Genomic DNA, 20,449 nt, shown 5'->3' with positions numbered 1-20,449 from the left:
GACATCACAAGAGTCTTGGGTGATGCATTGCAGGGGATGAGAAGAGGAATGAATCTGGTCGCGAAGCCGCAAACACGCCCGTTTAGAGTGAATGGGGGCTGAAGTTAAACAAAAGTTTGATGCGGCACATCGCTTGCTTTGATGGTGGTGTCGGGTGATGGATTGGAACATCACCCGACTTGCGAATCAATCTTCGCGACCGCGAATGCGATTCGCACGCCACAAACACTCTTTTCACTGATGCCGAACCATGATGAATCTCCCTACCCTTGCCGTGACTCGCCCCGATGCTCTGCGGTTAAAGAACCTGCTCAGTAGCGAATTTGTGATGGCAATCGGGGGCGAACGCACGCACCTGAACGAATTCAAGGAGCGGCTTGAACATGCGATGGTGCTGGAATCGCAGGACATGATGCCGGATGTCATCACGATGAACTCGACCATCCGGTTACTGGACTTGGATCTGAACGAGGTCGACACCTACACGCTCGTCTATCCCGAAGAGGCTTGTATTGCCGAAGGGAAATTGTCGATTCTTTCTCCCCTTGGGACGATGATCTTCGGATGCCGCGTTGGCGAAAGTGTGACGTGCCATGTCTCTGGCCATCAAAACCGAAAACGGGTTGAGAAAATCACCTTCCAACCCGAACGTATCGGCGCCTTCAATTTGTAGCGGCCCATCGCGGTGGCGCATCTATTCCGACAATCCTTGCCGTGAACGCAAACGGGCGATCATGGCGACGGCGGACGTCGCCAGTAATAGCGTGCTGAAGACGAAGTACCCGAACACCACTTTCAAGTTTCCGACGTTGGCGACGGCCTCTTCATCTTCGATCAGTTTGCCATCCAGAGGTAATGAAAAAGCCGCAGAGAAGGGACTGGTCACTCCAAGCCACTCCGCACGGACTATCGATTCAGAAGAGAAGTCCAAGATCGTCATCAACGAAACCATGGCGGGCGGGCCAACGTACAGCAATAGCAGCACGATGTAGGTCGACATCAATGCGATCGATGTTTTTCTCTGGTAGAGCGAACATAACTGAGCGATGGTAGCGTTGACCAAACAGACCATCAAAACAATGGCAAACATCCCCAGCACGCTGGCCCAATTGCTCCAGTAGCTGTAGTTCAGCACACCGCCAAGCAGCAGCGGCCACAATAGGAAGCAGGTCAAGACGGCGGAGATGCGAAAGCCGACGATGAATTTGCCCCACAATATTTGACTGGGCGTCAACGTGGTCGTTAACAGCAAATCGAGCGTTTGGCGTTCGCGTTCGCTAGTCATCGATCCCGCCAAAAAGACGGGGCCGACGAGCATATTGAAAACGATCACGTAAACCGAAAACCATGCGATCTTTTCGTCCATGTAGAACAGGAAAACGCCCATCATGGGGATCGCCAACAGCATGCTGATTTGAATCACCAGCCGCAGCATCAAAGTGCCTTGCGAAAAAATCTCGCTATGGATTTCTTTGTCATAGACCGGGTTCGCCCCATCGGCCATCAACTCAGATTTCTTTGGCGGCGCGAACAGTCGATCGGGGAATTGATCAGGTTGGATCACCAGCCCCACGGCCTCTTCAGCCTCACGTTCCAAATCGATTACTTCCTTGCCTTCGCTGCCGACGTCCGGCGGATAAAGCATCCGCCCAGCTGCAGCTGAACACATCAAGATCACCGCGGACAAAGCGAACGCGGGAATCACGAGCAACGCGAGTTTTAATCGCAATTCACCCTGTCCTTCGAGCGAAGCCCAAAACAGGATCGCCCCGATCACCAGCGGCAGAATGAACAGGTAGCTGACCACTAACGAGCTGCTGGTGCGAGAGAAATAACTACTGCAAAACACTCCGATCGCGCCAAACAAAATCACCGAAACGATCAGCCCCAAGTAGGCCGCCAAGACTTCGTAGACGCTGACTCCGCCCAGCGGCAGACAGAGCACGATGATGGGAAGTGAGGCCAAGATTAGCATGCCCAGATGCGTTAGGCTCGCGACCATTTTTCCGAACACGATCGCGCCCGGCCGCAGTGGACTGGCCAACAACATCTCGTACGTACGGCGTTCTTTTTCTCCGGTGATGGTTCCCGCTGCAAAGCTTGGCGCCATCAACGATGCGATCACGTATTGGCCAAGAAAAAACAGATTGACTAGTTTGGTTGCCGAAGGCGGATTGACGGTGAGGTCGAGACGTTGTTCGCTCGGCCATGCCATCAACACAACCGCCGCGAGTAGCAGTTGATAGAGTCCGAGCAGAAAGAATGCACGATTGGTACGCAGGTTACCCAGCAATTCACGTTGAAGAACGGGATTTTCAAAAACGTACATGGTCGGTTGATTCTAGCGATGTGGGGTTAGAGAGGCGTCTTGGACGGTTGGCCTGCTTGTTCGCTGACATAGGTCGGGACCGCGTACCCTGGTAAACGGCTGCGGATGCGGTTGATCAGTTCCAGCCCCTGCTGGACCGGCACTTCAAAGTGTTTCGTGCCCCGCACCCGATCGAGTTGATGCAAGTAATAAGGTTGGATGCGGTGGTTGACCAACTTCATGCACAGATCGACCAGCGTTTGTTCGTCATCATTCACGCCACGTAGCAAGACGGCTTGATTCAAAACGGGGATTCCCGCGTCAACAAGCATCTCCATCCGAGCGATCACCGACGAGTCTAACTCATTGACATGGTTACAGTGCACGACGAACCAAACTGCCGAACGCGTTTTCTTCAGTTTGCTGCAGAGAGCCTCGGTGACGCGTTGGGGGATCACGATCGGCAATCGAGTGTGGATCCGGATTCGGCGAACATGCGGGATCGCATCAATTCGGTCGATCAAATCGAAAAGTTTGGCATCGGTCAGAGTCAACGGGTCGCCGCCGCTGAGGATCACCTCTTCGACGTCCGGGTGTGATTGAACGTAGTCGATGGCCGGAGCCCAGTTTTCGCGACGTGAACCCGCTTCTTGGTAGGGAAATTCGCGTCGAAAACAGTATCGGCAGTGCACCGCACAGACGCCCGAGGCGATCAGCAGGACGCGGCCGTCGTATTTGTGGATCACCCCCCCGGCGGCTAGCGAATCGAGGTCCCCGACCGGGTCGGAGACAAAATTGGGATCCAAGACTAATTCGTCGCTGACCGGCAATACCTGGCGAAGCAGCGGGTCGGCGGGGTCGCCTGGGGTCATACGGCTCAAAAATTCCAACGGAACGAAGGTCGGAAACGTCTCGAGATGCTCGGGAAATGAGTCGGCAGGCAACTTCAATCGCTCAAGTAGCAGTTTTCCGCTGCGAATCGCCTTCCGCATCGCCGTTTGCCAGTCCACCGCAGCGACAACGGGGGGCGGGTTTGAGGCTGAGAAAAGCTCGTCTGGACGGGGCGGGACAAGAACCCGCGATCGCGTTAGAATCTGGTCCGGTTGCTCCTGAGACTGGGGTGCTGAGTCGTTTTTCGGTTCAGCCGGCACGGGATTGAACTTGTCCGTTTCGCTAGGGGAAGTTTCCTGGATCATTCAGTATCTAGTGGATGCAACCAATCAATTTATAAAATCCCTATCCCCCGAAAACATTGACTCGTAAAGACGGGACCGTCGTCTATGGCTACTTATAACACAAGTGACTTCCGCAAAGGACTTAAGGTCCAAATTGATGGTGAACCTTACATCATGACGGAAATGATGTTCGTTAAACCAGGTAAGGGAAACGCATTTTACAAATGCAGAATGAAAAATTTGATCCGCGGAACCTCGCTTGATCGCACCTATAAAGGGGGCGACTCGCTCGAATCGGCAGACGTGGAAACGACCGACGTACAGTTTTTGTATCGCAGCGGTGAAGACTACGTCTTCATGCACAACGAGTCGTTCGAGCAGTTCGAGGTCACCAGCGATGTTGCAGGCGACATTTGGAAGTATTTGAAGGACGGCATGGCGTGCTCGATGACGCTGTACAACGGCAACGCCATCTCCGTCGAACCACCGAATCACGTCGAATTGGCTGTGATCGAATGCGTCCCCGGCACCAAGGGGGACACCGCGACCAACGTCACCAAACCAGCCAAGGTGGAAACCGGTGCGGAGTTCAACGTGCCTGGATTCATTAAAGAAGGCAACGTGATCAAGATCGATTCGCGATCGGGTGAGTACATCGAACGCGTCAGCAACTAAGAATTGCTGCTCGGTTTAGTTTCCAGAGTCACTGCGTAGCGAAAGTCACCAAGACTTTCGGCAAATACCGCGGCGTGCAAAGATCATATTGACCTCGCTTGAAAGTTCATTGATCGAGCCCTAAAAGTTGGGGATCGCGGTGGTTGCCGAAATGGCTGCCGCCGCGACTCTTGCGTTAGTTCTGTTTTAGCCGCTTCTTAGAGAGTATCCGAAAAGGGGTCTGACCCTTTGGAAGCGGCCTCGCCGGAGAGGGTCAGACCCCTTTTCGGATACCCTCTTAGACAAATTACTCCAATCTCTTATGCCTATGAAATGAACGCATTGCTGCGTTTTTTCTGATAAATACCATGGTCAACACTCTCTTCCTCCCTGAAATACGAGAAATGTTGGCTGAGCAAAATCGGGCTGAGCTTGAAGAGTTTTGCACCACGCTGAACCCGGGACGAACAGCGGAGTTCATGGAGGGGCTTTCCAACGAAGAAGCGTGGGAAGTACTGCAATTTGCCGAGCCATCGCGTCGCTCGGAGATTTTTGGCTACTTCAGCGAAGAACGCCAATTGGAGATGCTTCGCGATCATGATCCGTCGCAAGTTGCCGCGCTAGTCGAAGAGATTCCGGCGGACGATCGCGTCGACTTGATCCAAGAATTGTCGGACGAACGCGTCCAAGAAATCCTGCCGTTGTTGCCGGTCCGAGACCGTCGCAATATCCAACGTCTTCGTTCGTATCAGGGCGAGACCGCGGGCGGTTTGATGACGACCGAGGTCGCCAAGCTAGGTGAGAAATTGAGTGCTCGCGAAGCGCTCGATGAACTGGGGCGTCAGGCAAGTCAGCTCGAAACGATCTACTACTTGTACGTCGTTGACGAAGACGATTCGCTCCGTGGAATCGTCTCGACACGGCAATTGGTTTCGTCGCTCGCGCACCCCGAGGTAACGCTCGGTGACATGATGGAAACCGATGTCGTCGTTGCTTTGGTGACAGAGGATCAAGAATCGGTGGCTCATAAAGTCGAGCGATTCAACTTATTAGCCATTCCGGTCGTCGACGCAAGCCGGCGATTGCTCGGAATTATTACTCACGACGACGTGATCGACGTGGTTCGTGAGGAATTGACCGAGGACGCCCAGCGGATTGCGGCCGTGGCTCCCTTGGAAGACGACTTTCTTCGCATCGGTTTGCTGAAACTGTCGTGGAAGCGAGGGATTTGGCTGACCATTTTGTTTTTTGCCGCATTGTTGACCGCTTTTGCTCTGCGTCATTACGAAGACGAATTGCAGAAGTTTGTCTGGTTGGTCTGGTTCATCCCGCTGATCATTAGTGCAGGGGGTAACTCGGGCAGCCAGTCGGCGACGTTGGTCATCACCGCGATGACAAGCGGCCAAGTCAAGTTCCGTGACTGGCACCGCGTCTTGATTCGCGAGAGCATCGTTTCGTTGTTGCTAGGCAGTTTTTTAGCGTTGATTGGGTTCGTCGTCGCGATTTTTGTTGCTCCTTCGGTCCGCGACGCGTTGGTCATTCCGATCACGTTGTTGGCGGTCATCGTCTGTGGCTGTATGTGCGGCGCGACGTTGCCGATCGTCTTCAAGCGTGCAGGACTGGATCCGGCACTGATGAGCAATCCGTTTGTCGCCGGAATCGTCGACATTTTGGGGATTGTGATCTACATCAACGTCGGCCGAATGCTACTCGGCTAGTTGCCACCGCCACGATCACTTTCTGCTTCCGCGGCGAAAAAGCGAAACTGGTAGCGAAGGGGGATCTTGGTCGAGCTTCTTCGGGTTCAACGGTGGTGACTTGCCCCGCGAACAATTACAATGATGCCTAGTCCCCCCCACCCCCGTTTTCCACGAAATCTTCAAGGCCCATAATGACGCTTGTGCGACGAATTTTTACGGCTCTCACTCTGGCGTTAGCCGCGATAACGCTTCAGCCCGTTTGGGCCGAAGACTCGGTGTTTATCGAAGCGGAAAGCTTCGCTGAGCCTGGCGGCTGGAAACTCGATACCCAATCGATCATGACGATGGGGTCGCCCTATATGATCGCCCACGGGATGGGAAAACCGGTCGAAGATGCGACGGCGACGGTTGAATTCCCGAGCACGGGAACGTACCACGTGTTCGCACGCACCAAGGACTGGGTTGCTCGCTGGGAAGCCCCCGGTGCTCCAGGGAAATTCCAAATCGCGGTGAACGGAAAGACGCTCGACCACACCTTCGGAACCAAAAATGCCGAATGGTTTTGGGAGGCCGGTGGGACGGTTGAAATCAACGACACCAAGGCCACCGTCGCCTTGCAGGATCTAACCGGGTTCGACGGTCGCTGTGACGCAATTTATTTCACTAAGTCGGGCGCGGAGCCACCAAACGAATCGACTGTGTTGGGCACATGGCGTCGCAAGCAACTCGGTCTGGGCGACGAGCCTACCGAAAAAAGTGGCTATGACATCGTCGTCATCGGTGGCGGTTATTCAGGGATGGGCACCGCGATTTCCGCAGCACGGATGGGCTGCAAAGTCGCTTTGGTGCAGAACCGGGGCGTGTTGGGCGGAAACGGATCAAGTGAAATTCGCGTTTGGGCGATGGGGCACGTTCGCCGAGGTAATTATCCTCGCGTCGGTGAAATCGTCACCGAGTTTTCCGATAGCGCCACCAAATCACCGGGCACCTACGAAGAATTCGAGGACGCCAAAAAAGAAGCGATCGTGCGGGCTGAACCCAAGATCGATTTGTTCTTGAACCATCATGCGTACCAAGTTGAAACCAAAGACGATCAAATCGAAAGCGTGATGGCGTTTGATACTCGCACTGGCGATCAAATTCGCTTTTCGGGCAAGCTGTTTGCTGATTGCACTGGGCACGCCACGATCGGACATCTCGCCGGTGCTGATAGTGAAATGACTCCCGAGGGCCGCATGGGCATGAGCAACATGTGGGCTTGGGACGAAGCAGAAAGCCCGACGGAATTTCCTGAAACGCCATGGGCACTGCAGATGAACATGGACGATTTCCCCTATCCACGTGACCATCACGGTCAATGGTTTTGGGAAAGCGGATTTGATAAGGATCCAATCAAGCATGCCGAAGCGATCCGCGACTGGAATTTGCGAGCGGTCTATGGGGCGTTTAATGCGATGAAAAACGGCGACGGCGCCGACAATCACAAGAATGCCTACCTAACCTGGGTCGCTTATATTGGCGGGCCTCGTGAATCGCGTCGCTTGATGGGTGACATCGTGTTGACGCAAGACGATGTGGTCAACAAAGTCGCCTATCCTGATGGTTGTGTGCCAAGTACTTGGTCGATCGACCTTCATTATCCCAAAGAACAATACTCTAAGAAATTTCCCGACAACCCGTTCATTTCGGTCGCGGTTCATGATCGACGTATCGATCGAAGCTACGGTTATCCGGTTCCCTACCGAACGTTCTATTCGCGAAATATCTCGAATCTGTTTATGGCGGGACGCTGCATCAGTGTGACGCACGAAGCCTTGGGCACCGTGCGAGTGATGCGAACTTGTGGGATGATGGGCGAAGTCGTCGGCAAAGCGGCCAGTGTTTGTGTTCGTCATGACTGTACGCCACGCGAAGTGTATGGCAAGTATTGGTCGGAAATGGACGAGTTGCTCAAGCAGCCCGGCAAAGCTCGACGCGACACAGTCAATTCCGAGATTGTTGTGCCCGATGATGCGTTGCCATTGGCACCGCCGACCGGATTGCCGACAAGCGGCAAGGCGACGGGACATGGCATCGACCCCGCAAAAATCAGCGGTCTGGTAATCGACGATACTCAGGCGAAAAAGACGGGCGGTTGGACCGAGGGAGCGGGTTTGCCAAAATTTGTCGGTTCACACTACCTCTACGGCGGCGGAAAAGATGCAACGATCCGCTTCGAGTTTGCCGCGCCGGCCCAAGGCAAACATCAGATCATGCTTGCCTATCAGTCGCATGAAAACCGCAGCGACAAGGTTAGCGTGGAAGTCAAAACGGGCGACGATGTGATCACCAAGACGGTGAACATGAAAGCGGCACCTCCGGTCGAAGACTTGTTCATTTCACTTGGCACGTTTGACCTGAAACGCGGCGAGAATTGCTCCGTGACGCTTTCGGCCAACGGCAGTGGCAATGTTCACGCGGATGCGATTCGTGTGGTTCCTGTCAAGTAATGACGCTGGATCCCGTCAATGCTGATCGATTTCAAATTCGCCGCCTTGTCGTGCACCTCGCACGCTTGGCGGTGTTTGTTTCGATCATCGCTCTGATTCATCTTCAATACGCGAGGTCCTCGGCCCACGTTACTGCGATCGCCGATCTGTCGGTTGATCAGGTTGCATCGTTGTTCCCCACCGCGGCGTCGCTCACGGGCGTTGCGAGTGACGATGGGCGGATGGCGGTTAGCGACGCCGACGGCCAATCACTCGGTTACGTTGTCCAGACGTCTCCCGAAAGCGACCACATCATCGGCTTTTCCGGACCGACTAATGTTTTGATCGGATTCGATGATCGGGATCATGTCGTCGGGATCTCGATCCTTTCGAGCGAAGACACGCGAGACCATTTGTTAGAAGTCGAGCGAAGTGAGCGGTTCATGTCCTCGCTTGATGGAAAATCACGAGACGAGATTGGTCACGTCGGCGTCGTCGATGCGGTTTCCGGCGCAACACTGACAAGCTTGGCGATTCAAGAATCGATCATTCACCGCTTGGGCGGCGAGGTTGGGTCGCTTCGTTTTCCCACGCCGCTCTCACGGGACGACGTGAAACTGTTATTTCCGGATGCGGATCGTATCGAGCCCGATGCGGTGCACGGGGCGCTTTGGTCAGTCGACTCCGGCGGCAATCGGATTGGACAAGTGCTACGCACTTCACCTGCGGCGGACAACGTCGTCGGTTATCAAGGCCCGACCGAAACGTTGATCGGTTTGGACCGCGATGGTGCGGTGGTCGGAATCGCTGTAGGAAAGTCGTACGACAACGAGCCGTACGTGGGCTACGTTCGCGAGGACACCTATTTTCGCTCAACGTTTGATGCGATGAAACTGCAGGGACTCGCTGAGGTGGATCTTTACGAGATGCGAGTCGAAGGGGTTTCGGGGGCGACGATGACGAGCATGGCGGTGGCCGACGGAGTGGTCGAAGCCGCAAAGAAACATCTCGAACAAATCGAATTGGAAGCGTCTCGCCCGAAGCGTCGATCGGGATTCCAGATTTCGGTACATGACATCGGCACAATGCTCGTGATCATTGCCGCCATCCTGATCGGGTCCACATCGCTACGAGCTAACAAGCGAATTCGGATTGCGTTTCAATTGACGTTGATCGTTTATCTGGGTTTGATTGCCGGCAATTTGGTATCGCAAGCGATGATTGCGGGATGGGCCAAGCATGGAGTGCCGCTGAAGATGGCACCTGGATTGACGATGCTGGTGATCGCTGCGTTTGCGTGCCCGTTGTTCAGTAAGCGTAATATTTACTGTTCGCATTTGTGTCCGCACGGTGCGGTTCAGCAGTTGATCAAAGGGCGGATCCGGTACCAAGTCAAACTGGGGCATTCGGTTTCCAAGCTATCGATGCTTCTGCCCGGTTTACTGTTGCTGTGGTGTCTGGTGGTGACAATGGCGGCGTTGCCATTCAGCTTGGTCGACATCGAGCCATTTGACGCCTACGTGTTTCGCATCGCGGGCTGGGCCACCATCGTGGTATTCGTGGTCGGCATCGTCGCGTCGCTATTTGTTCCGATGGCGTATTGCCGATTCGGATGTCCGACCGGCAAGTTGCTCGAATATTTACGATTCAACGCTCGCAGTGACCGTTGGACGATCCGCGACTGGGTCGCGCTCGGCTATCTCGGACTGGCGGTCTGGCTGAGCACCGGCCATTAGTGTGATTTGAGAAGAGTCCCGGCACGGTGGCTGGAAAATAGAGTGAGGAAGCAAAAACAGGATTTGCCCTCTGTTTGGCAAGGTCGGCAGCGATAGCAGGCGGGGAGGGCTGGCGACACTGATCTTGCACGGCCCATTTCTAACACTTCGATGCCCCACCCAGAACTTGCTCCGCTCGTTCTGACCTCCCCCAAAAGCAAAGCTTTCGGGGAGGTAATGTCGCATGGATCGAAAGTCTTCGCGACTTTCGCTACTGCGGATTGATCCGCGGTAGAACGCGGCTAGCGTTGCTCGAGTGGCACAAAGTTGCGTTTGGTCGCACCTGTGTAGATCTGGCGTGGCCGATTGATTCGCGTCGACGGGTTGTTGTGCATCTCTTCCCAGTGGGCGATCCAGCCTGGCAATCGGCCAATCGCGAACAACACCGTGAACATCTGGATCGGAATCCCCAACGCTCGGTAGATCACGCCTGAGTAGAAGTCAACGTTCGGATACAACTTTCGCTCGATGAAGTACTCGTCTCGCAACGCCACTTCTTCCAACTTTTGTGCGACCTCGAACAACGGGTCATCCAACTGCAGCTTGGCGAGCAATTTGTCGCAGCTGGCTCGAATGATTTTCGCCCGCGGGTCAAAGTTCTTGTAGACGCGGTGACCGAATCCCATTAAACGGAAATTGTTCTCTTTGTCTTTGGCCATGTCGACGTATTTCTGAACGTTGCCGCCGTCTTTGGCAATCGTTTCGAGCATGTTCACACACGCTTCGTTGGCTCCACCGTGTAGCGGTCCCCAGAGGGCGCCGATGCCGGCTGAGATCGAGGCGAACAGGTTGGCGTTACTGCTGCCGACCATGCGGACCGTCGACGTGCTGCAGTTTTGTTCGTGGTCTGCGTGAACAATAAACAACAAGTTCAACGCTTCGGCGAAATCGGGATCGACCATGTATTCGCGGGCAGGTGTCGCAAACATCATGTGCAAAAAGTTTTCGCAATAACTTAGGTCATTGTTCGGGTACATGAACGGTTGACCCATCGACTTCTTGTAGCTGTAAGCCGCGATCGTTGGCAGTTTAGCTAGCAGTCTATAGAGCGAGATTTCGACTTGCCCAGGATCGTTCGGGTTCAGCGAATCTTGATAGAACGTGGCCAATGCGCCGACCACGCTGCTGAGGATCGCCATCGGGTGTGCATCACGCGGGAACCCGTTGTAGAAGGACCGCATGTCCTCGTGGATCATGGTATGGTCGCGGATGCCGGCGCGGAATATTTCCGCTTGCGAGGCGTTGGGCAACTCGCCGTAAATCAACAGGAACGCGGTTTCGACAAAGTCGCAGTGCTTGGCGAGCTCTTCGATCGGGTAACCGCGATAACGTAAAATCCCTTTTTCCCCGTCAAGGAATGTGATCGCACTTTTGGTGCTGCCGGTGTTGACGAAACCATCGTCCAGTGTGATCAGTCCGGTTTTGGCACGCAGCTGACTGATGTCGACTCCGCGTTCCCCTTCGGAGCCTTCAACGACGGGGAAGTCGAAATCACTGCCTTCGATCGACAGCTTAGCGACTCCGGCTTCTTTAGTATCCAATTTGGGAGGGGTGCTCATCAGCGAATCCGCGTAGAGAGGGCTAAATGCATGTGTTTGATCTCGCGATAGTGTAGCTTTGCGAGTAGCGAACTACAATCATGGGCGGTGTGTCTATCGTGATTCGGCACTGTCGAAATCGCACGATTTTGGTAACGAGATTTCCGCATGAGTTGCATTTGCAGGAAATTCCGTTGGCAAACGCCACACGACGTGCCCTAACCTCGGAATGTGAGCGGGATTATTACCCCACTTTTTGGTCAGTGACGTTTTGACGCTGGATTCGCATGGAATCAATCTTGCGATTGCTGGCCTTCAAAATTTCGATCTCTGCATCGCCCAACGTCAGCCGAGTGCCGGTTTCGGGGATCGATCCGACATGCGAAAGTACAAAACCGGCAACCGTTTCATAGTCATCGCTCTCAGGTAGATCCCAACCCAACAGTTCGTTCAAGTCATCAATCATCAGCCGGCCGTCGACTTCGACCGTGTTATCGTCAATGACTTGCATGCCGATCTCTTCGTCTTCGTCGGACTCATCGACAATTTCGCCAACGATTTCTTCCAAGGCGTCTTCGATCGTGACCACGCCGGCGGTTTGTTGAAATTCATCTAGCACGATCGCCATGTGGCTGCGGCTATGCAGAAATTCACGCAGCAGAAATTCGACGGATCGATCGACCGGGACGAACCAAGGGCGTCGCATGATCTCAGACACGGGTTCTTTGGGTTGATGATGGGCTTCGAGAAACGGCAGCAGATCTTTGACGTACAGCACGCCGACGACGTTATCGAGCGTGCCATTGTAAACCGGCAATCGCGTGCGGCCCGCTTCGACGATTGTCTTTAGGATTTGGTCCCATTCCCAAGAAACTTCGATCGCATCGACATCGCTTCGCGGGGTCATGATATGGCCGACGGGATCTTCGTGCAGCGTCATTACGCCCTGGATCATTTCACGAATACCCGGCCCAAAGTAGCCTTCGCGTTCGCCCGCGGTGACGATCGTGCGAATTTCGTCTTCGAGTTGCTCTTCGTCCTCGTCTTCGTGCTCGTGTTTTCCAGCCAATCGTCGCGTGATCACCTCGACAAATTCACCAGGGGCCGATAGCGGATGCATGAAGATCGACAGTGAACGCCAAAACGGCCACGTGTGGTAAAGCACTTGGGTGGATGCAAAACGGGTCACGGCGGCTGGCACCCAGGAATGGATCAGCATGATCAAAAGCCCGGCGCAAAAGAACCAAATCAGCAGATCGCGGCCAATTGGATTCTCTTCGGCAACAAAAAGTCCCGTCGTGCCTGAGATCAAGAACAATACGGTTCCGATCATCCGCAAGTATTCGCTGCCGCGAATCGCCGCATCTTGGTGATCGATGACGGCGCCGAAACGCTCTCGATTCTTGTTAAGCCGGCAATAGGCCTCGAGCGGTCGGCCGGCAAAACGATCCAATAATTCGCCTCCGAGACCCCCGATACTGCTGAGCACAAAGCCCAAAGCCGAGAGCGCCCACCACGCTACCGAATCGCTCATGACCTCGCCTCCGACGGTGAAGACGACGGTTTTACATTCACGTCAATCCGATCGGGGCCGTAATGAACGATGTCCTCGATGCCAAGCGACTTCATCACTTGGCATTCGGCGGCTCGCATCTCGATCCGCACATCGTCTTCGAGATCGTCCATGCCGGCGATGTGTAATGTGCCGTGGACGACGTACAACAGTAATTCATTCTCGACGGACCAACCGACACGCTCGGCAACGCGTTGTGCCGTTTCCAGGCTGACGACCAGTTCCCCTTCGATCGTCGGCGGTTCGTCAGCGTAAGCGAAACTGATGACATCGGTTTCGTAGTCATGATCCAAGTGACGTGCGTTGATCAGACGGATTTCGGCGTCGTTGGTCACACGGATTCCGATCTCGCCGTTGGAATAGCCGCGTAGGGTGGCGGCATGGGTCACGGCGGAACGGATGCGGTCGTACCAATCGGGTTCAGGCAGCGGGTCGTCCGTCACGATTTCGATAGAGAGAGGCGAGGCAGATGGTTCGCCGCTCTCGTTAGGCTGATTGTTGTCCAGGATATTTGACACGTGCGTGATAGATGGCGGTTAAAGATTTGACAAGACTGGTGCGGATGCGATCGAGTTGGCGGAACGTCAGCCCGCATTCATCAAACTGACCATCCGCCATTTTCTTCTGCGCGATGGCATCGACAAGCCCTTGAATTCGGGATGGTGTCGGATCGACTAGCGTTCGGCTAGCACTTTCGACAGTATCGGCCAGCATCATCACCGCGGCTTCGAGCGTTTGCGGTTTAGGACCAGGATAGCGGAAATCCTTGTCGCTGACCGATTCGCCGTTGGGGTCTTCTTCGCTGCGACGAGCTGCCTCGCGATAAAAATACTCGACCAACGTCGTACCGTGGTGCTGCAAGATGAAATCGATGATCGATTCTGGCAAATGATGACTGCGAGCTAAATCCGCGCCATCTTTTACATGTGCGATGATTACCAGCGTGCTCATCGCAGGCTGCAGCGAATCGTGCTGGTTCACCCCGGCGCTTTGGTTTTCAATAAAGTATTCGGGTTTGAACATCTTGCCGATGTCATGGAAGTAGGCACCCACGCGGACCAGCAATCCATTTGCACCAATCGCATCCGCAGCCGATTCGGCGATCGAGGCGACGTTGATGCTGTGGTTGTAGGTTCCCGGAGCACGCTGAGCGAGACGACGCAGCAAGGGGTGACTCGCATCGCCCAGTTCCAGCAGGCTGAGGTCGGTTTGGACTCGGAATCCTTTTTCGACAAGTGGCAGAAGCCCGGTCATTGCAGCTGAGGATACCACGATACAGAATCCGGCCCACAGCGATTCGCGTCCAAGACTCCACAGCACAATATCAAATTGGGGGCCTCGATATAGCGATTCTACTTCGCCGATGGTGTCACCGATCGCGTTGACTGCCGATAGCGTTTGCGACGTCACAATGCCGACGCCGATCACCGTGGCTGCGGTAATGACGGCGGAAATTGTTCCGACGTACAGCAAGTGAGTGCGACTGCGGATTCGCCCTAATAGCAGCGTACAGCTCGTGCATGCCGCCAACATCATCACAAGTTCCGAAATCTCGGCACTGAGGAATAGTGTCACGCTCAGGCACGCGGCGGCCATCAGCAACAACGCCAATTCGCGTCCATAGACTACGGCGGAGATAATCGATGCAAGCACGAGCGGGATCAGTTCGCTACGCCACTCATCACGCGAAGCATAAAAGCTAAGAGCGACGGTGGTGACGATCAGCGCCAGTAGTTTGGCGAGCTTCTTTTGGTCCTGCAGCAAGCTGCGGTCTTCGACAAAAAAGATATAAGCTCCACACAACAAATACAGCGCCGCGATCATTCCTGAGAAGGCCGCAAAGCGAGCAATTTTGTCCCGCCATCCCATCCGGCTGACAAACTCGTTCCCTTCGACTCGCAGCAAAGCGAGCTCTTTGATCCCGAGGGGTTTGCCCGCTTCGGCCAACTTCGAGTCGCCTGAGTAATACGAGGTCATCACCGGCTCGACTTTCAGAGCGGCATCCAAGCGAGCACGTTCACTCAGCTCGTCGTCATATTGCAATGTTTCATACTGGGGCAAACGCTCGACAATCCAATCGCTGATCATTCCCGCAACGACTTGCCCACGCTCGGTGCCAAAGTTGGGGCGAAAGTATTCTTGCAATAACGACTGCAGGTTGCTGCTCGCTTGTGCGATTCGCACTTGACTGACTTCGACCGGCACCGCCTCGTCGGGTTGGCCGGCTGGATAGACCATGATCATCCGCTGGTTACCCTGGTCGGGCGTGTGCTGCATCGCCTTGAGTAACCCGACCTTGTACATCGGCTCCATTGCCGTGCCGACGGCCGCATCTACTTTGATCAGTTCAGGATCTTCGGCGAGCACCGACTTCAGCGTCGCAAATCGCTCGGCCGAGGTGTCGCCCGGTTTTGCCGTCTCGTCCCCTTCATAGAACTGTGCAAATGCTTTGCGTTCGTCCTCGTTCATCTGGTCGAACGACTGGGCACCCAATGCCAAGAACAATTGGTCTTTCAGGACCGCGCGCAATTGATCCAGTGGCTTGGTGCGATTTCGATACAGCACCGGTTCTTCGCGGCGTTTCTGGCGACGGACGGCGTCGGTTTCCAATTCGTCTTTGACTTGGAACGTGACGCGGGTAATCACATCGCGTGCGGGGACCGCGTTTTTGCGAAAGGCGAACGCAGGTCGCCAAGCATGGCAAATCACCAACATCAATACCGCAGCAAGGATCGCCATGCCTACGCGGATTGCAAAGTCGGATTTGTCGCTGCGCTGCCACCACTGGATCAACCTGGGCTTGGGAATCCCAAGCGAGTCGATCCGTTCTTGGCGGGTTCGTTGTTTGCTTGTGCCGCTCATCGCAATCAACCTAGAGCTCCGCGGGAAAGCGGATTTCATCTAACAATACGTGGACCGAATGAATTGGATCGGTATCACGCTACGTCAGAACTACTCGCGGTTATTAGTGCCCTCGCTGGAATGACGCGGGTGATGGGATTCATCGTTCAAGTTTTCACTTTCATGATGTTTGTCATCGTCGTAGGCTTCGACAATCTTCTGCACCAAACGGTGACGCACAATATCGGATCGACGTAATCGCACGATGCCAATGCCTTCGATGTCACTTAAGCGATTGATGGCGTCGCGTAGCCCACTGGTAATGCCACGCGGCAAGTCTTGTTGCGAAATATCGCCGCTGACCACCATCTTGCTTTGCTCGCCCATACGCGTCAGGAACATCTTCATTTGTGCGATGGTCGTGTTTTGAGCTTCGTCCAATATGATAAAGGCATCGTTGAGTGTTCGTCCACGCATATAAGCGAGCGGAATGATTTCAATTACATCTTGCTCCATCAAAGTTCGAGCTTGATCAAAATCAATCATTTCACCAAGTGCATCCATCAGCGGACGCAAGTATGGGTTTAGTTTGGCCCGTAAGTCCCCTGGTAGGAAGCCCAAACTTTCCCCGGCTTCGACTGCGGGGCGGACTAAGACGATTTTTCGCACCTGACCGGCGCGCAATGCTTCTACCGCCGTTGCCACCGCCAAATAGGTTTTTCCGCAGCCTGCGGGGCCGGTAGCAAAGGCAAGATCGAAGCGGCGAATCGCTTCGACATAGCGGCCCTGGCCCGGCGTTCGGGGCTTGATCCGGCGACCGGCATGTTGGATGTCGATATCGTCGCCCGTGATGGTGGGGACGGCACCTTCGATCGTCGCGCCCTCTTCGGTCGCTGCCCCATCGACGTCCTCACTGGCCAAATCCCCTTTTTTACGAGAGATATGACGCATCTTTTCCAGCGTTCGGGTTGCACGATTGACGTTGTCTTCTTCGCCCGCAATCCGAATTCGACCGTCTCGCAGCGTGATGCTGACGTCAAACGCTCGACGCAGTTTCCGCAGGTGCTGATCACGCGGCCCGAACAAAGTCAAGATTTCCGCAGGGTTCGCAATCGATAATGTAGCTTCGGTCATTCAAATGCCTGAAAGGTTTAGTCTCCTACTTCGCTCGATTCTAGCGTGAGCGAGTGCTTGTATCACATTTAAAATCTCTGGGTGTACAAGCGTTTTCCTCACCCAGGTGGGCCTGCCACTCCGGCAGCAAAACACAGGAATGCAGGCATAACCGCTGCAATCAACGAGTCCGTCACGTCCCAGACGCCCCCCAAGCCGGGCAGCCAGGAACCGCTGTCTTTGACGCCTGCGTCGCGTTTTACCAGTGATTCGGCTAAGTCGCCCATCATTCCCGCAATCGCCAACACTGGGCCCAACACAATCGCCCCCAAGATGCACTGTATCAAAGTGATCGCACTTGCGGTCGGCGCCAAGGCTGGAAAAAGCCAAAGCAGGCAAGCGAATGCAACGATCGTGCTGGTTAATATTCCCCCACCGACTCCCTCCCAGGTCTTTCCAGGGCTAAGTCGCGGGATCAATTTGTGTCGTCCGATTGCCCGGCCGACAAAGTAGGCGCCCGCATCGGCCGATTTCGTAACCGCAATCATGGTGATCAGTGCCGCTAGCCCCCAGTTTCCGCTGCTTGGAGCGCTCGGGTCTAAATTACCGAGCGAACGCAGCGAAACCAGTAATGCCATTGGCAACCCGACGTACATCGACACAAAAACACCCGTCAAGGTGCGGTCAATTGCATAGCCTTTTTCCCGCTGGATCTCGGGGCGTCCATAGGTCCACATCTCGGCCGCCAGCGTGATCATGACCGCGGCGATCGCTGCGGCAACAATCCAACCCAAGCGACCGACGGGACAATCGATCGGGTAAACCGAATCGAACAACGGCCAAACCATCGGTACACATGCCGACAATGTGACCATCGCGGTCGTGAACATCGCAATTGACCGCGAGATATTTCGGCCACTCGCCGTCAGCATTGTCGACAAATCCGAGGCAGTGCCGATTGCAAAAAACAGCAGTAGCGGGATCAGCCAAAGACCTTCGGCGTTATCGAACGAGTGGTTTGCATCAAGGTAGATCAGCAAGCCCACGACGGAAAGCAAAACAGCCGAAGTTTTCAGACGGTCAATAAGCACGCGTTTTTCCTATAGAAAAGGGGCCAGTCAATCATGGACTGGTGGGGACGCTGCGTTGATTTAGAACTGCGACGCGTGACATCACTCATTCACATTCAGGCCACCGAAGCGACGCTGACGAAGTGCAAAGTCGTCGATCGCCGTCAGAAAGTTTTCACGCGTGAACTCAGGCCAACAGGTGTCCGTGATCCACAGTTCCGAATAGCTCAATTGCCAAAGCAAGAAATTGCTGACCCGCATGTCGCCGCCGGTGCGAATCATCAAGTCGACTTCGGGCAGCCCGGCCGTATAGAGTCTCGCGGTGATCAACTCTTCGTTGATATCTTCGTCGCGGAGAGTTCCTGCGGCGACCTCGCGAGCGAGTTCTCGAGCCACTTTGGTGATCTCGTCCCGTCCGCCGTAGTCGATCGCCAGCACGAGTTGGGTGCCGGGATTGTTTTCGGACATGACAAGCGTCTTGTCCATTTCTTTGATCACGTTTACTGGCAATCGGTCTCGGCGACCGATCACCTTCAATCGCAATCCTTGATCCATGATCGTGCGACGTTCCTCGACCAAATACTGCTCGAGCAAATGCATCAGGAACTCGAGTTCCGCTTTGGGACGTTTCCAGTTTTCGCTCGATAAGCAATACAGCGTAATTGCGTCGATGTTGAGCTCGGTCGCCGTTTCGCTAACCATACGAACGGTTTCCACACCGCGTCGATGACCCTCGATTCGCGGCAGATCACGTGCTTGAGCCCAGCGGCCGTTGCCATCCATGATGATCGCGACGTGCCGAGGACGATTCGTCTCGGCAATGTCGGTTGCTGGGTCGGCACACGCTTTTATGGGATCCTTCATCTTGAACTCGCCTTACTCGCGATGCGTCCTGACTAGCTTAGCGGTTGCAGTGCAAGTTCTGATGCAGCTTCGGTAAAGATAGTTTGCGCTCGATCCGGTCCAACCGAAAGGACGCCGACGGGAACGCCGACGAGTTCTTCGATTCGGCGGACATAAGCCATTGCACCGGCGGGGAATTGATCCATGCGGCGAACATCGTCCACAGGTTCTTTCCAGCCTTGGATCGTTTCGTAGATGGGTTTGCAGCGACGCAACTCATCCGCATGGCTAGGGAATCGTTCGATTCGTTTGCCATCAAGTTCGTAGGCAACACAGACTTTCAATTCGTCCAAGTGAGCTAGCACGTCCATCATCATCAGTGCCAACCGAGTCACACCACTCAGACGTGCGGTGTAGCGAACGGCAACTGCATCGAACCATCCACAACGTCGTGGACGTCCGGTGGTCGTTCCATATTCGTTACCAAGGTCACGAATTCGATCGCCCGTGGCGTCGTCGAGTTCGGTGACGAAGGGACCGCCGCCCACGCGAGTGCTGTAGGCTTTGCAGACGCCAAGCACCGTGTTGATCCACTTTGGTGGCACGCCAGCACCGGCACAAACGCCGACGCCACTGCTGTTACTGCTAGTGACAAACGGATACGTGCCGTGGTCGATATCCAGCAGGGCGCCTTGAGCACCTTCGAACAAAATGCGTTTGTCCGCTTCGGTCGCATCGAGCAGCAGGTCGGTGGTATCGCCGATCATGCCTTTGAGACGTTCGGCCCAAGAGGCGGCCAAGGGGACAACGACCTCGGGAGCAATCTTTTGTAGCTCGTCTTCTGACGCCCCAAGGTTTTTTAGCAACTGCATCTTCTGCTCAGCAACCGTGCGAATGCGTTCGTCACGTTGCGGCTGAATCAAATCGGTCATGCGAATTGCGTGGGTGCGTCCCACTTTGTCGCGATAACATGGCCCGATGCCTCGGTTGGTCGTTCCAATCGATTCGCCGCGAACTTCGGTCGCATTGATTTGACGATCTTCTGCGATATGCCATGGCATCACCAAGTGAGCCCGCTCGCTGATCATCAGGTTTTTGGTGCAGTCGACTCCGCGAGGCGCCAGTGCATCAATTTCGTCGAGCATCGTCGACGGATTGATCACCACACCTGGCGTGATGAGGTTCTGAACCTGGGGATGCAAGATCCCGCTGGGGATGTGGTGCAATTTGTAGGTTTGATCGCCCGCGACCACGGTGTGCCCAGCGTTGGCACCCCCTTGGTAACGAACCACGATATCGAACTGAGGTGCAAGCAGATCAACCAGCTTGCCTTTTGCCTCGTCGCCCCACTGCAGACCAATGACACAAGTACCCGACACCAAACGAACTCC

The 20,449-nt window shown here is 54.7% G+C and carries 15 protein-coding genes; 5 read left to right on the top strand and 10 right to left on the bottom strand.

Translation table 11 applies throughout. The features are described from left to right. Positions 1–250: 250 nt before the first annotated feature. Positions 251–673 carry a GreA/GreB family elongation factor gene (locus SH528x_RS29020; protein ID WP_442506930.1) on the top strand — a complete coding sequence of 141 codons (423 nt, stop codon included), beginning with the start codon at positions 251–253 and terminating at the stop codon, positions 671–673. Positions 674–694: 21 nt separating this feature from the next. Here the strand turns inward: SH528x_RS29020 and SH528x_RS29015 are convergent, their stop codons facing one another. Then, positions 695–2,329, bottom strand: coding sequence for an ABC transporter permease subunit (locus tag SH528x_RS29015; RefSeq protein ID WP_442506929.1), 1,635 nt, complete (start codon positions 2,327–2,329; stop codon positions 695–697). A 26-nt stretch (positions 2,330–2,355) separates the two neighbouring features. Further along, on the bottom strand, positions 2,356–3,318 hold the full coding sequence (epmB, locus tag SH528x_RS29010) for an EF-P beta-lysylation protein EpmB (protein WP_442506928.1): 963 nt from the start codon (positions 3,316–3,318) through the stop codon (positions 2,356–2,358). Positions 3,319–3,588: 270 nt separating this feature from the next. Here epmB and efp point away from each other — a divergent pair, with 270 nt between their 5' ends. The 4 genes from efp to SH528x_RS28990 all read left to right on the top strand — a co-directional run bounded on the left by efp (position 3,589) and on the right by SH528x_RS28990 (position 10,041). Continuing rightward, positions 3,589–4,158 carry an elongation factor P gene (gene efp / locus SH528x_RS29005; protein WP_442506927.1) on the top strand — a complete coding sequence of 190 codons (570 nt, stop codon included), beginning with the start codon at positions 3,589–3,591 and terminating at the stop codon, positions 4,156–4,158. 347 nt (positions 4,159–4,505) lie between these two features. Further along, positions 4,506–5,855, top strand: a complete 1,350-nt coding sequence (mgtE, locus tag SH528x_RS29000) for a magnesium transporter (protein WP_442506926.1) — start codon at positions 4,506–4,508, stop codon at positions 5,853–5,855. A gap of 173 nt (positions 5,856–6,028) precedes the next feature. Then, on the top strand, positions 6,029–8,326 hold the full coding sequence (locus SH528x_RS28995) for an FAD-dependent oxidoreductase (RefSeq protein WP_442506925.1): 2,298 nt from the start codon (positions 6,029–6,031) through the stop codon (positions 8,324–8,326). Continuing rightward, a complete protein-coding gene (locus tag SH528x_RS28990; protein ID WP_442506924.1) occupies positions 8,326–10,041 on the top strand; it encodes an FMN-binding protein in 1,716 nt (571 codons plus the stop codon). The genes SH528x_RS28995 and SH528x_RS28990 overlap by 1 nt, the downstream gene beginning before the upstream one ends. A gap of 281 nt (positions 10,042–10,322) precedes the next feature. Here SH528x_RS28990 and SH528x_RS28985 read toward each other — a convergent pair whose 3' ends face one another. The 8 genes from SH528x_RS28985 to SH528x_RS28950 all read right to left on the bottom strand — a co-directional run bounded on the left by SH528x_RS28985 (position 10,323) and on the right by SH528x_RS28950 (position 20,437). Next, on the bottom strand, positions 10,323–11,639 hold the full coding sequence (locus SH528x_RS28985) for a citrate synthase (RefSeq protein WP_442506923.1): 1,317 nt from the start codon (positions 11,637–11,639) through the stop codon (positions 10,323–10,325). Positions 11,640–11,862: 223 nt separating this feature from the next. Continuing rightward, positions 11,863–13,152, bottom strand: a complete 1,290-nt coding sequence (locus SH528x_RS28980; protein WP_442506922.1) for a hemolysin family protein — start codon at positions 13,150–13,152, stop codon at positions 11,863–11,865. Next, positions 13,149–13,709 carry an rRNA maturation RNase YbeY gene (gene ybeY / locus SH528x_RS28975; protein ID WP_442506921.1) on the bottom strand — a complete coding sequence of 187 codons (561 nt, stop codon included), beginning with the start codon at positions 13,707–13,709 and terminating at the stop codon, positions 13,149–13,151. The genes SH528x_RS28980 and ybeY overlap by 4 nt, the downstream gene beginning before the upstream one ends. Next, the gene (locus SH528x_RS28970) at positions 13,678–16,053 is read right to left on the bottom strand and encodes an HD family phosphohydrolase (protein WP_442506920.1); all 2,376 of its coding nucleotides are present in this window, start codon (positions 16,051–16,053) and stop codon (positions 13,678–13,680) included. Before SH528x_RS28970 ends, ybeY begins: the two co-directional genes overlap by 32 nt. A 90-nt stretch (positions 16,054–16,143) precedes the next feature. Beyond that, complete coding sequence (locus SH528x_RS28965; protein ID WP_442506919.1) at positions 16,144–17,166, bottom strand: PhoH family protein; 1,023 nt, start codon at positions 17,164–17,166, stop codon at positions 16,144–16,146. A gap of 98 nt (positions 17,167–17,264) precedes the next feature. Then, positions 17,265–18,236 (bottom strand): phosphatidate cytidylyltransferase, encoded by a 972-nt coding sequence (locus SH528x_RS28960; RefSeq protein WP_442506918.1) that lies wholly within the window; start codon positions 18,234–18,236, stop codon positions 17,265–17,267. Positions 18,237–18,317: 81 nt separating this feature from the next. Beyond that, complete coding sequence (gene uppS / locus SH528x_RS28955; protein WP_442506917.1) at positions 18,318–19,079, bottom strand: polyprenyl diphosphate synthase; 762 nt, start codon at positions 19,077–19,079, stop codon at positions 18,318–18,320. A gap of 32 nt (positions 19,080–19,111) precedes the next feature. Continuing rightward, on the bottom strand, positions 19,112–20,437 hold the full coding sequence (locus SH528x_RS28950; RefSeq protein ID WP_442506916.1) for an adenylosuccinate synthase: 1,326 nt from the start codon (positions 20,435–20,437) through the stop codon (positions 19,112–19,114). Positions 20,438–20,449: the final 12 nt, after the last annotated feature.

It is taken from the genome of Novipirellula methanifontis, from assembly GCF_052161655.1.
Lineage (GTDB): Bacteria > Planctomycetota > Planctomycetia > Pirellulales > Pirellulaceae > Novipirellula.
Note: the sequence above shows the minus strand (reverse complement) of the source record. Positions and strands in the feature narration are given on the sequence as shown.